Source organism: Acetobacterium carbinolicum, assembly GCF_047456275.1.
Classification (GTDB): domain Bacteria; phylum Bacillota; class Clostridia; order Eubacteriales; family Eubacteriaceae; genus Acetobacterium; species Acetobacterium carbinolicum.
On record NZ_CP173357.1, the window covers coordinates 1,759,686 to 1,772,410 of the forward strand.

10 protein-coding genes, 2 pseudogenes and 1 riboswitch are annotated in these 12,725 nt (G+C 43.3%); of the genes and pseudogenes, 11 read left to right on the forward strand and 1 reads right to left on the reverse strand.

Annotation, left to right across the window (positions count from 1 at the left end):
- Window positions 1-8 precede the first annotated feature (8 nt).
- Window positions 9-1,154, forward strand: a complete 1,146-nt coding sequence (locus tag ACIZ62_RS08105) for an iron-containing alcohol dehydrogenase (protein ID WP_322519763.1) — start codon at window positions 9-11, stop codon at window positions 1,152-1,154.
- A 12-nt stretch (window positions 1,155-1,166) separates the two neighbouring features.
- Entirely contained in the window at window positions 1,167-1,415 is a 249-nt protein-coding gene (locus ACIZ62_RS08110) for a TIGR04076 family protein (RefSeq protein WP_111887069.1), read from the forward strand.
- A 73-nt stretch (window positions 1,416-1,488) separates the two neighbouring features.
- On the opposite strand, the gene ACIZ62_RS08115 is transcribed toward ACIZ62_RS08110, so the two are convergent.
- On the reverse strand, window positions 1,489-2,430 hold the full coding sequence (locus ACIZ62_RS08115; RefSeq protein ID WP_111887068.1) for a LysR family transcriptional regulator: 942 nt from the start codon (window positions 2,428-2,430) through the stop codon (window positions 1,489-1,491).
- Between the two features lie 102 nt (window positions 2,431-2,532).
- Window positions 2,533-2,713: riboswitch (cobalamin riboswitch) on the forward strand.
- Between the two features lie 88 nt (window positions 2,714-2,801).
- Here ACIZ62_RS08115 and ACIZ62_RS08120 point away from each other — a divergent pair.
- From ACIZ62_RS08120 to ACIZ62_RS08160, 9 genes and pseudogenes are all read left to right on the forward strand, one after another.
- Window positions 2,802-3,644: a nitrogenase iron protein NifH gene (locus tag ACIZ62_RS08120; protein ID WP_322519762.1), complete on the forward strand. Its 843-nt coding sequence runs from the start codon at window positions 2,802-2,804 to the stop codon at window positions 3,642-3,644.
- The gene (locus ACIZ62_RS08125) at window positions 3,641-5,227 is read left to right on the forward strand and encodes a nitrogenase component 1 (protein ID WP_414151656.1); all 1,587 of its coding nucleotides are present in this window, start codon (window positions 3,641-3,643) and stop codon (window positions 5,225-5,227) included. Before ACIZ62_RS08120 ends, ACIZ62_RS08125 begins: the two co-directional genes overlap by 4 nt.
- A 34-nt stretch (window positions 5,228-5,261) precedes the next feature.
- Window positions 5,262-6,350 carry an ABC transporter substrate-binding protein gene (locus tag ACIZ62_RS08130; protein WP_414151657.1) on the forward strand — a complete coding sequence of 363 codons (1,089 nt, stop codon included), beginning with the start codon at window positions 5,262-5,264 and terminating at the stop codon, window positions 6,348-6,350.
- 36 nt (window positions 6,351-6,386) lie between these two features.
- Complete coding sequence (locus ACIZ62_RS08135; protein ID WP_111887064.1) at window positions 6,387-7,424, forward strand: FecCD family ABC transporter permease; 1,038 nt, start codon at window positions 6,387-6,389, stop codon at window positions 7,422-7,424.
- Window positions 7,421-8,194 carry an ABC transporter ATP-binding protein gene (locus ACIZ62_RS08140; protein ID WP_414151658.1) on the forward strand — a complete coding sequence of 258 codons (774 nt, stop codon included), beginning with the start codon at window positions 7,421-7,423 and terminating at the stop codon, window positions 8,192-8,194. Before ACIZ62_RS08135 ends, ACIZ62_RS08140 begins: the two co-directional genes overlap by 4 nt.
- Before the next feature lie 195 nt (window positions 8,195-8,389).
- Window positions 8,390-8,682: pseudogene (locus ACIZ62_RS08145) on the forward strand (CGGC domain-containing protein).
- 202 nt (window positions 8,683-8,884) lie between these two features.
- Window positions 8,885-10,105 (forward strand): TsoY family (seleno)protein, encoded by a 1,221-nt coding sequence (locus ACIZ62_RS08150; protein ID WP_414151659.1) that lies wholly within the window; start codon window positions 8,885-8,887, stop codon window positions 10,103-10,105.
- Window positions 10,106-10,642: 537 nt separating this feature from the next.
- A pseudogene (locus ACIZ62_RS08155) lies at window positions 10,643-11,692 on the forward strand (YeeE/YedE family protein).
- A 107-nt stretch (window positions 11,693-11,799) separates the two neighbouring features.
- Entirely contained in the window at window positions 11,800-12,693 is an 894-nt protein-coding gene (locus tag ACIZ62_RS08160) for a LysR family transcriptional regulator (RefSeq protein ID WP_111887060.1), read from the forward strand.
- Window positions 12,694-12,725: the final 32 nt, after the last annotated feature.

Genomic DNA, 12,725 nt, shown 5'->3' on the forward strand with positions numbered 1-12,725 from the left:
GAAAAGAGATGAATAGTTTTAGTTTTAAAATACCGCAAGAAATAATCTGCGGGGTGAATAGTATTGAGAAATTACCGGAGCTTTTAAATAAGCAGGAATTAAAAAAAGCGATGGTGATTTCGGGACCGCATCTGAATAAGATGGGGGTGGTTAAGAAGATTACGGATATTTTAGAGCGGGCCGGGCTAACTTTTGACAGTTTTACCCAAACGGAGGCCAATCCTTCAGTAGAAACCGTCGATAAGGCCACCAAGGTGTTTGTTGACAGTGGGGCAGACTGTATTATTGCTTTGGGTGGCGGTTCCCCCATGGATGTAGCTAAGGCGGTGGGGATACTGGCGAAGTTCGGTGGCTCCATTGGTGCCTATGAGGGGGCTGACAAGGTCCCCGGTGCGATTGTGCCGCTAATTGCCATTCCCACCACTGCTGGCACCGGTTCTGAGGTAACAGCTTTTGCGGTGATTACGGACCGTTCCCGGAATTATAAGCTGACGGTCTTTAGTTATGAACTGATTCCGGCCTATGCAGTACTGGACCCAACCTTAGTTATGACAACCCCGGAAAAAACGGCGGCAGCCTGCGGAATTGATGCTCTGGTTCATGCCATTGAGGCTTATCTATCGAAGGCCGCTTCACCTTTTTCTGATGCAATGGCTGAAAAAGCCTTGGAATTGATCGGTAATAATATCCGTTTGTTTGTGGCAGATCGAACCAATCCAGAAGCAGCAGCCAATATGCTTTATGGTAGCATGTTTGCCGGGATCGCCTTTGCCTGGGCGCGGCTGGGTAATGTCCATGCGATGGCCCATCCCCTGGGCGGTTATTTTGATGTCCCTCATGGGGTTGCCAATGCGATACTGCTGCCAACGGTGCTGGAATATAACGCCCTAGCCGATACCGGACGTTATCAAAAAATTTATGACGCGATTAAATGCGGTGAAGGATGGGAGGATTTTACGTCTCAGACTTTGGTCGATGAGATCCGTAGCTTAACTTGTGCACTGGGGATTCCCAAAACCCTGGGTGAGGTGGGCGTCACGGTCGATAAGATCCCTGCGATGGCTGTAGATGCCATGAAAAGTGGTAATATTCTGGTTAATCCCAGAAGTACAACCCTGGAACAGATTGAAGCGCTGTATCGACTGGCGTTATAGAGGAAGGACAACATGGAAGTAATTGAACAGAAAATAAAACTGGTGGTTGAGGAATCGGGTTGCCCGATATATTCGGCGGGGGATGAAGTCATTTTTGACGGACCCCAGCTGGATAAGGACAAGAGTGGAAATTTCTGCATGATGGCACTCAGTGCAGTGTTTCCCTTTGTCTATGCGGCTCGCAAAGGTGTGATTACCGATGCGCCGCTCCAATGCCCGGACTGTGGAGAAAAAGTGGTGTTTAGAATTAGAAAAGCCTGAAGAACTCAAAGTGTATAAAAAAAGATCAAAGGGATCAAGTATCTGTCCTTTTGATTTTTTTAGTTATTTTGCATCAGTAAGAATTGCATTCTAGTCCATTGATTTTCGCTTTTAAAGTCGTAATATAGCGTATTCCAATATCACTTAAGGTATGTTCCCTGCGCATAATATAACCTGCGTGTAAAATTTGATCACTTTCGCAAAACTCGATCGTCTGAATCTCATTTAGTTTTGAGTGCATCTTATCGCCATCGCTGTTAGTCAGATCCGGACCGATGCTAAAACAATCAGTGCCACGAACCAGGGCGATTTTTGTGCAACGGTCAATGACATGAATGTTTTTATCCAGGATTTCATTAAATAAAATTTCTTCAGAAAAATGAAGCAGATTGTCATCACCCTGATCATAGGTGACAAAAGGGTATGGTTTTAAGTCATCAAGGGTTAGCAATTCTTTCTTAGCGAGGGGATGTAGTTTTCTTATAAAAACATAGGATTTAATTTTTCCCAGAATATGAAAGGAGAGATTGCTGGTATCTAAAAGTTTTTGCATCGTATTCAGGTAATGATCATTAATGCACATAACGCCGATTTCGCTGCGACGGGTGGCCACGTCGTGGATGACCTCATGGGTTGGACATTCCCGAATGGCAATATCATAGCGATCCAAGCCGATTTCATCAACGATTTTGATAAAAGACATGGTCGAAAAGGGCAGTCGCTGGGTGGAGACAGAAAAGCGCATCGGGATCGATTTCTGATGCTGATAACGTCGTTCCAGATAGTCGGCTTGCTCAACGATATCTCTGGCATGGTTTAGATAATCTTGTCCTTCATAAGTTAATTCAATCCCACGGCTGTTTCGCTTGAACAGGAGAATTCCGAGACTCTGTTCGACTTCTTTGATTGCAGTGGATAAAGTGGATTGGGAAATATAGAGGGCCTTAGCCGCCGCCGAAATTGATTGATGCCTTGAAATTTCGATCATATATTTCATATTTTGTAGTGAAATCATTGGTTTCCTCCTTGTTTGTTTAGCCCTATACTATCAAAAATATTGATAGCTGGCAATTGGAAATTAGAAGAACCGCTGAATTGTTTGCTCCTCTTTCTTGTGATATAATACGACTTAATTGAATAACAAAGTGTAGTATGAAAATCGGTTAAAGTCCGATGCGGTACCGCCACTGTAAAAGTGAGCCGCTGTAAATTGATCAACACTGGAAAGAAATTTCTGGGAAGTTGTTACAGCAGGCGATGATCTTAAGCCAGGATGCTTCTATATTTTGTGATAACCAAGCCTAACGGATTATTGGGTGAGGGATTTATTTTTATAATAAACTCTTCTGTCTAATAATTCAGAAGAGTTTTTTTATTGGAGGAAAAATGAAGATAAAACTAAAACGGATCGCATTTTATGGCAAGGGAGGGATTGGTAAATCGACGATTGCCGCCAATGTATCGGCAGCGCTTTCAAAAGCTGGGAAAAAGGTTCTCCATATCGGCTGTGACCCGAAATCGGATTCGACCCGGATTCTGATGAAGCGACGGATTCCCACCGTCTTGAAAACACTCAAGGAAAAAGGAGATCAGCTGAATAAAGCAGATATTTTATATAAAGGAGTTTATGGCGTTACTTGCGTTGAAGCTGGCGGCCCGGAACCGGGGGTCGGTTGTGCCGGGATGGGCATTTCGGCGGTGATCGAGACCCTGGAAAAGCTGGAAGTCTTTGCGATGGACTGGGATCTGATTGTCTATGATGTGCTGGGTGATGTGGTCTGTGGTGGTTTTTCCATCCCCATGCGCAAGCAATGTGTTGATGCGGTTTATATTGTGACCTCATCAGAATTTATGTCGTTGTACGCTGCCAATAATATTTTAAAGGGCATCACGCACTACGAAACCCCGAAGCAAAAACTATTTGGCGGCTTTATTCATAATCGCTACTCGTCCCAAACCGATAAAGATGTGGTTGATCATTTTATCAAAATGACCGAAAGTCGTCTGATAGCCTCTATTGAACAAAACCAGGCGATCAAGCTGGCCGAGTATCAAAGAAATACCATGATTGAGGCCGATCCCCAGGCCCCTCTTTCACAGGTAATTAAGACCTTGGGGAAGGATCTGTTTTGCGAAGTTCCTGCCAGTGACTCTCGTTCCCTTGATGATGACGCAATGGAAGCCCTCTTTGATTTTGTTTCCGCAAAGAACCAGGAAATCAGCAGATGAGTAGCATCACCATTGAAACGTCGGTCTATAATTTAGGTGATATGGAAATGGCAAAACGAATTTTTGCGATACCGGACACCTTAGTCGTGGCCGTCGGACCGCCAACTTGTATCCGTATTTTATATTTTAGGGCTTTGGAATGTGGGCAGTTGTCCAAGCTCAAACTCGTTCCCATTCGTGCATTGGATTATACCTTTGGGGATTATCTGGAAAAAATTAAAGGCGTTGTTGAAGCGGCGTTACGAAAAGCCTGCTATCAGGGTATTATTCTTTATGTTTCATGTCCCGATTTGCTCAGCCAAACCGATTTTGATACGATGATCGAGGGACTTGATAATCCCCATCAGATACCTGTCGAGATTTTCAAGCGTGGTCCCATGGAGAAACGAAAAACCAGTCCATCCCAACGTTTGGATAAGATTGCAGCAAAAATTGCGGACTTTGTCAAGACCCGGCCACTGGTTTTATCAAAAAATGCAGCGGTTTGTGAATTACCGCCGCTGGCCGCAGATTATACGGGGGTACTTTCTTTATTCCCCGATGATGAGGCCGTTTGTCAGTTTTTAATGACGGGCTCCGGCTGTGCAAACTGTCCTAGTTCCATTGATAAACTGAATCACAATCCGTTTATTTTTTCCCGATTTAATGACTTGCAGGCGGTTAATGGCTGCACAAATGAGATCGGTGAAGCCATTACAAAGCGCTTTCAAATGAATCATCAAACCAAAGATATAAAATTATTTCTATCCATTGGCACACCGGTTACCTTTATGACCGGGATGAATGATCATTTTTTACAGACCTGTGATCTGTTTGAAATGACCTGTGCAATAGATACCAACGGTTTTCAGACGGCCGAAGAAGGGGTAGCAAAGGCCTTGTTAAAAATCGCCAAAGCAACGTTAAAAAAAGTTGAAAACCGAAAAAAACGGCTCAATATTATTGGCTATAATCCATTTTTGTTTGGGAAAAGGCAACACTTTGATGAAATTGAAACCTGCCTGACGTCGCTGGGTTATGCGGTGAACTTTCTCGGCTATGAGAGTCTGGGTTCCTTTAAAACGGCAGCAGAAGCTGAGCTGAATCTTGTTTTTTCCAGACACGGTCTGAGTTTGGCAAAATGGATGGCGGAGATGTTTGAAATACCCTATCATTTTGCAATGCCGATCGGCATTGACGGCTTTAATCAGTGGCTGAGAGCTGTCGGTACGTTATTAAAAACAGTGATCCCGGAATCGTATTACTTAAATAAAGAGCCGCAGCCGTGTCCGGCTTTCCGGGTGCTGCTGCTGGGCGAAAATGAAATTCTGGATCAGCTTGAGGCAGCGATTCCAAACGATTTTGGGATTATAACCATCCGGGCAAATAAAATTACGGATCAGGAATTGCAGCAAATGACCGTTACCCATGTCATTGCGGATCCGCTTTATCAAAATAGAATCAACACGATATCATATAAATTTATTCCCATGCCCTATCCCAGCCTTAGCGGTAACGCGTTTATCGAGCTGGATTATCAATATATGGGACAAACAGGCTACGCTTATTTAAAGCGTTTCTTTGCAAATGAAGTAACGGCTTAAATTAAAAATAAAAAAATACCAAGGAGTAGAAGAGATGAAAAAAAGAATGTTACTGGTTATCTGTATCGGTCTGATTATGTGTATCGCCATTGCCGGTTGCAGCAGTCAGGCAAAGGAGTCGGAAAGTAAAACCGCCGAAAAACTGACATCGGTGGTAGATCAGGGTGGTAATGAGGTGCAATTACCGGAAACCATCACCAAGGTTGCCATTACCCCGATTCCCTGGGCGTCGGCAATATGGGCCATTGATGGTGGCAGTCAGCGGATTGTATCGATTAATCCCAGCGCGATGGCTGCGTACAAAACCAGTTTTATGCCAGAACTTGATCCGTCTTTTGCCACTATTTCAACAGCTGAAATTACCAAAGACTTTACCATCAATGTGGAAGCGCTAATGAATTTAAAGCCAGAAATCGCCTTTATCTGGAACGATCAGACGGCTGAAGCCGAACAATTAAAAGCGGTGGGAATTACCCCGGTAATGCTGAATTATGCGGAAAATCTGGAAGACTTAAAAAAGGATTTACTGCTGGTTGGTCAGGTTTTGGGAAAAGAAGATGAAGCTGAAAAACTGACGGCTTATCACACCGAGGTAGAAAATTATTTTATTGACAAGAAAGCTGAACTTGACAGTATTTCAAAAAAGAAAGTAATGTATTTACGTAATAGCAAACTCAGTGTGGCAGGAGCAAAAAACATTAATAATTATCTGTTAGAGTTAACCGGTGGTGCGAATGTCGCTGCCGGATTGGATAAACAATGGTCAGAAGTAAATATGGAGCAAATCCTTCAGTGGAATCCGGAGATCATCTATCTGTCAAATTTTGACGAAATCGTACCGGAAGACCTGTATCAGAATAAAATTGAAGGTCAGGATTGGAGCAATATCGATGCGGTTAAAAACCATCGGGTTTACAAAACTCCGATGGGAATTTATCGCTATGATGCCCCTTGTGTTGAAACACCTCTGATGATTAAGTGGATGGGCAGTATTCAACAGCCGGAACTATTTAAAGATTATGATATCCGTAAAGATCTGAAAGCCTTTTATAAAGCGTTCTTTTCTGCCAATCTGACCGATGAAAATATTGATACGATTTTGAAAGTCGATGCCAACAGTTAAGTCGGCTGCAACCGCAAAATCAGAAAGTTGTAGTAAATGTTAAAAGATATCAATCTTAAAGAAAAGCGCTTGAATTTTTCAGCTTTGCTGGTGCTGTTAGTTATCATTTTGGGAGCCCTGGTGATTGTTTCATTATGCATGGGACGCTTTCCCATTTCAATTCCGGAAGTGATCCATGTGCTGGCGGCCAACATTTTACCGCTACCACAAGTCGGGGATGCGAATGTGGAGAGCGTTGTTATGACGTTGCGTTTCCCCCGGGTGGTGGCAGCGATTCTGGTGGGTGGTTCATTGGCTTTGTCAGGGGCGGTGTATCAGGGGGTTTTTCAAAACCCTCTGGTATCGCCTGATTTGCTGGGGGTATCTTCCGGCGCCTGCGTTGGAGCCGCCATTGCAATTTTAATTGGGATCGGAACCATTGGTATTCAGATTGGTGCCTTTGCTGGCGGCATTCTGGCGGTGGCGTTGACAACAACGACTCCGAAGCTGATTAAAAACAGCTCCAATATGATGTTGGTGATGTCAGGGATTATTGTTGGGGGACTGATGAGTTCAATTATGGGGATTATTAAATATATTGCCGATCCGGAAACGGAATTGGCTGAAATAACCTATTGGCAGATGGGCAGTATCGCCAAGGTATTGCCTAAGAGTATCCTGATGGTGGCACCGGCGATGATCCTGGCAATTATCATTATCATGGTACTGCGTTGGAAAATCAATGTGCTGTCACTCGGTGAGACGGAAGCCCGAAGCCTGGGGATCAATGTGAAAACCACCCGTCGGATTGTCATTATCTGCGCCACCTTATTGACAGCCAGTTCTGTTTGCATTAGTGGAACAATCGGCTGGGTAGGCCTGGTGGTGCCACATCTGGGGCGATTGATGGTCGGCCCCAATAACATGAAATTATTACCGGTTTCTTTCGTTTTGGGAGGAATCTTTTTACTGATGATTGACACCATTGCCAGAACCATCACCAGCGCCGAATTACCGCTGAGTATCTTAACCGGTTTGATTGGCGCACCGTTCTATTTTTATCTGTTAAAAAAAGAGAGGATGAATCTGTCATGAATTTAAGGATCGTTGAACTGGGGTTTGCCTATCCTAACGGCAATCAGATATTTACAGAGGTCAATTTCAGTCTGAAAAAGGGTGAAATATTTACCATTTTGGGTCCCAACGGTGCCGGTAAATCGACCTTGCTGAACTGCATCGGCAATCTGAGTGAGCCAACACAAGGAGGGATCTTTTTAGAAAAAGACAATATTAAAGATCTGTCGCTGCGCCAATTCGCTATGCGGATTGGCTATGTGCCCCAGATTCACCAGCCGACCTATGCCTTTACCGTTGAAGAATTTGTTGCCATGGGCAGAACCCCCTATTTAAGTGCCTTTAAAAAACTGAGTCTGCAGGATCAGCGGATGATTGAAGAAGCCATGGAATTGGTCAGGATCACCGATCTCCGGAACAAAGCCTATACGCAGTTAAGCGGTGGGGAACGACAGCTGGTGACTATTGCCAGAGCCATTGCCCAGGAGCCGGACTTTATTTTACTGGATGAACCCACCGCCCATCTGGATTTCGGGAATCAGATTAAAACCATGAAACTGGTTAAAAAATTGTCGGATCAGGGTTATGGTGTTATTATGACAACTCACAATCCGGATCAGGTGTTTTTTATTGGTGGACGAGTCGGGGTGCTCAATCGCTCGGGAACCTTTGAAATCGGAGTGGTGGATCAGTATTTATCAGAAGATTTGTTAAGTCGTCTCTACAATGAACCGGTCTATCTATTTTACTCCAACCAGCTCAATCGCAATATCTGCACGGCTGGTGCTTAGTAACTTCATTGCGTCAGAGCCGATGGTTCACAGGGGATTGCTCCGGGATCATTCATTTCGTTGCATAAACAATTGACACCGCTTCTTGATCAATGTATGCTAGTGATAAATAGGGTTATCATTGTTCACTACCTGCGTTTTAGAAAGGGAGAATTTATAAAAGTTGGATTAATTCGCTGTCAACAAACTGAAGATATGTGTCCCGGCACTACTGATTTTAAGGTGATGCGGAACAAAAAAGCGGATTTTGAGGGAATTGAAGACGATATTGAGATTGTTGGCTTTGTCAGCTGTGGTGGATGTCCCGGAAAAAATCCGTGACTCGGGTGGCGGAAATGGTGAAGCGCGGCGCGGATACTATTGTGCTCTGCTCTTGTATCACCTGGGGCAATCCGATCGGCTTTGTCTGTCCTAATGCAGATCAGATTAAAGCAGCGATTGTGAAGAAATTGGGTGATGCGGTCCAGATCATCGATTATACCCATTGACCGATTAATATGAATTTCTAAAAAAATCAGGCCTGACCTTTACGGTGACCTGATTTTTTATTTTAATGAATGATTGCCAAAAAGATAGTTTATGTTTAATTAATGCATCTTTATTAGTTATTTTGACAACAACGGTAACTCAGTCACAGAAATTTTGCGAATCTGAGGTTATGATTGTAAAAAACCAGAAAGGAAAGCAATCATGACTAAAAAATTCACTCAAAATTACACACCATCCTACTTTTTATCGGCCTTGGGTTCTGGAGGGCTGGCGGTATCTTTCTTTATGTACCTGATGTTTATGGTAAAACATCCAGACACCCCGATTCCCAACTTCAGCCACATTTATTCGGCATTAAGCGGTCCAATTGGGCCATTGACCGTAATGGTGGTTATTGCGCTGGCGGGAATTATCTATTTTTCTTTTAGACATTTTCAGCTCCTGATTATGAATCTTAGAGCGTTCAACCGTTTCAAGAGAACTGCTGCCTATGCCAATCTGTCTGGAACTCCGGCCGAAGTCACACTGATGACCATTCCCCTGACGCTGGGGATGACCATCAATGTGTTGTTTGTTCTGGGGGCTATATTTGTACCAGGCTTGTGGACCCAGGTCGAATACCTGTTTCCCTGGGCACTTGTTGCTTATGGCGGAGTGGGAGTTTATGCATTAAAACTATTTGCTGATTATTCGCGACAACTTATCATTGGTGGCGGTTTTGAGAAACGCAATGACTTAAGCCCGCTTTTGAGCAGTTTTGCCTTTGTCATGATTGGTGTTGGCTTTGCCGCATCGGCAGCTATGAGCCATAATCTAATTGTTTCGGTAATCGGGATCATCGGTGCTATTTCGTTTTCAACCTTTGCACTACTGGTTTTAGTGGTAATGCTGACGCTAGGGATTCAAGCGATCTTAAAAGACGGGATTGCCCTGGAAGGCGCACCAACCCTCTGGATGCTGATCCCGATTATGACCTTGTTGGGGATTACCAGTGTCCGGGTTATCTCGGGTATTTCTCATAATCTGATGGGAACAGAACCCCATCCAGCGGTGATTTTAGTATTCTTATCCGTTTTTGTCTCGATTCAGGTATTGTTTGGACTGATTGGTTATCAAGCGCTACACAAAATGGGTTATTTTAAAACATTTATTAACGGCGATCAGAACAGTGTGGGTAGTTATGCGCTGATCTGTCCGGGTGTTGCAACCTTTGTCATGGGGATGTTCTTTATTGAATGGGCCCTGGTTAAAACGGATGTGATCACAAAATTCAGTATTGCCTATTTTGCCATCATACTGCCACTGGTACTGGTTCAATTAAAAACCATTCATGTGTTGTTTAAAATCAATCGTAAACTGCTATGTAGTGGTAAAAACTGTAGTGCAAAAAATTCCGATTCGGTAAATCCTGCTGTGATCTAAATAGAATTACTGTTAAAAAGTTAGCCCCGAATGGGGCTTTTTTGATGCCCTTTTATTTAGAATCGAATTTCGATTCGGTAACGCGCAATTGTGATTTATCTAGACACTCGATTTTAAATGAATTATTCAAACAACTTAAAAATAATCAGAGTGACGGTAATCCGTTGCAAAAACAGTGGAATAAGTGTAAGATAAGCATAAAGTAAAATTTTGGTTAAGAATGCTATCATTTATCCGGCCTTGATTTATAACGAGCAAAAAAACATGTCAGGTTTAGTTTGAAATCGGTTTTAAAACACAAGGAGCAATAGTTTGGTCAAAGCGACAGATCATAAAAAAGATGAATTTTCCCAGCAGTTTTCAGCGGGCTCTATTTTGTTGTTGATGCTGCTTTTAATGGGCCTTTTTTTATTTCAGTATTCAATGGTGACTGCTTTTTTCTGGATTAGCGGCATTGCTTTTGGTTATACATTGCAACGCTCCCGCTTTTGTTTTGTGGCGGGGCTTCGGGACCCAGCTTTGACAGGAAGCACCGCCATGACTCGGGGGGTACTGGTGGCGCTGGCAGTAACAAGTATCGGGTTTACCGCGATCAAATATTTTTATTATATCACCGGCCAGACGATTCCGGGACAAAGCTATATTTCGTCCATTGGTATGCATACTGTTATCGGCGGTACTATTTTTGGCATCGGAATGGTGATTGCCGGGGGTTGTGCCTCCGGGATGCTAATGCGTATCGGCGAAGGGTTTGAAATCCATCTAATCACCCTGCTCGGCTTTTTTTTCGGCACCTTGTTGGGTAATAATCATCTTGAATGGTGGCAAACTCATTTGATGTGGATAGAAGACGGGGTGTTTCTACCGGATGTGTTCGGGTGGGCGGGTGCATTGATTATCCAGCTCCTGGTGATTGGTCTGCTGTATGGATTAGCCATGAAATGGGAAGAAAAGCAGGAGCTATAGTGGTAGTTTGTACAAAAATGTATTTTCTGAAAGTCCGATACAGAGGATTGCTCGAGTATGATAAAGGCTGAAAAATGGGGAAAAACGATGAATGCAGAAGATCAGAAAAAATTCAGAAAGTGGTTTAAGCCAGCCTGGTCCTATGTGACCGGGGCGGTGTTATTATCGATCCTTCAGATAATTACCCTGATAGTCACCCAGGAACCGTTGGGTATTACCAGCGCCTTTTCTTACTGGGCCATGCGTTTGCAAGGGTTTTTGGGCTTTGGAACGCCCGAGCATTTAGGGACGGTTCTGGGGTTAATGGGAACAACAGAGACCTTGTGGTTCGAGGAGAATCTGGTAACGCTACGAAATCTGGGAATTATTTTGGGGGCTTCATTATCAGCTTTACTGGCGTCACAATTTAGACTCAAGAAAATAAAATCGGGGAAACAGGCAATGGCAGCAGCGCTAGGCGGTCTGTTGATGGGCTATGGTTCAAGTATCGCATCCGGTTGCAATATCGGAGCATTTTTCAGTGGGATTGGATCGATGTCCTTATCCGGCTGGGTATTCGGTCTTTTTTTATTTATTGGTGCGCTAATCGGCGGAAAACTGCTGATCCGATTTTTGATTTAATTAAAAAAACCAGGAGAAAACCCCGGAAAGAACAAATTGCTAATGTTCAGAAAAGCAAACTGTGATAAAATGATAACAAAGAACTAAAAATGAGGAAGTGATAATTCTTGCATATTGAATATCTTGAAAATTTTTATCAGGTGGCAAAAGCTAAAAGCATTTCAAAGGTGGCCACCGAAAACCATATCTCTCAATCGGCATTAAGCCAGCAGATTTCCAAGCTGGAAAAAGACTTTGACAGCACTCTGCTGATTCGCAGTAACAAAGGGGTGGAATTAACAGAAAAAGGGAAGATTGTCTACCAGTATGCAGGTAACATTGTGCGAACGCTAAACATGATGCGCACAAAACTGGAAGAAAGCGATCAAGTTTTAAAAGACATTAAAATTGAAGCCTTCTGGACCATTGCTAATTATTCATTGCCCTGTGTGATGTACAAGGTCAAGAAACGGTTTCCCCAAAACAATTACGAAATCCGCTCCAATAAAGCGTTGGTAATCGAGGAAAATATCATCAATAATATCTGTGATCTCGGGGTTATTTACGGTAAGCCTAAGAATGAACGGCTTTCTTATTACAAAATCGGTATCGATAAGCTGGTACTGGTTGCCCCGGCCGATCTTGAGATTCCTGACATCATCAGTCTGAAGGATCTGCCTGATTATCCGTTGATCATTCTCAATGACAGCATGGATTTAACCCGGGTGATATTAAAAAAAATGCAGCAGACCGGCAATAGTGATACGCCCCTGAATATACTCTACAAAAGCGATTCCATCGAATCGGTGAAGGCTTCGGTGATGAACGAATTCGGAATTGGCTTTTTGCCCTATATTGCCATTAAAAAAGAGTTATACCGCAAGCAGATCAAGGCCATCGCGATTACGGATATGACCATCGAGTATGAAATGTATCTGATTTATGACGAAACAGAGAACAACCATGTAATTATCGATTTTATCAAATATTTTAAGGATATCGCCAGAAAAAGTCTGTGTTAGTTTTTAACAGGATTAAACGCATAGTCAAGACA

Excerpts from the sequence above, each read along its gene's own strand:
- ACIZ62_RS08125 (WP_414151656.1), top strand. The coding sequence starts at position 3,641 with ATGAGTAGCATCACCATTGAAACGTCGGTCTATAATTTAGGTGATATG.
- ACIZ62_RS08140 (WP_414151658.1), top strand. The coding sequence starts at position 7,421 with ATGAATTTAAGGATCGTTGAACTGGGGTTTGCCTATCCTAACGGCAAT.
- ACIZ62_RS08115 (WP_111887068.1), bottom strand. The coding sequence starts at position 2,430 with ATGATTTCACTACAAAATATGAAATATATGATCGAAATTTCAAGGCAT.
- ACIZ62_RS08135 (WP_111887064.1), top strand. The coding sequence starts at position 6,387 with ATGTTAAAAGATATCAATCTTAAAGAAAAGCGCTTGAATTTTTCAGCT.
- ACIZ62_RS08150 (WP_414151659.1), top strand. The coding sequence starts at position 8,885 with ATGACTAAAAAATTCACTCAAAATTACACACCATCCTACTTTTTATCG.
- ACIZ62_RS08130 (WP_414151657.1), top strand. The coding sequence starts at position 5,262 with ATGAAAAAAAGAATGTTACTGGTTATCTGTATCGGTCTGATTATGTGT.
- ACIZ62_RS08110 (WP_111887069.1), top strand. The coding sequence starts at position 1,167 with ATGGAAGTAATTGAACAGAAAATAAAACTGGTGGTTGAGGAATCGGGT.
- ACIZ62_RS08105 (WP_322519763.1), top strand. The coding sequence starts at position 9 with ATGAATAGTTTTAGTTTTAAAATACCGCAAGAAATAATCTGCGGGGTG.
- ACIZ62_RS08120 (WP_322519762.1), top strand. The coding sequence starts at position 2,802 with ATGAAGATAAAACTAAAACGGATCGCATTTTATGGCAAGGGAGGGATT.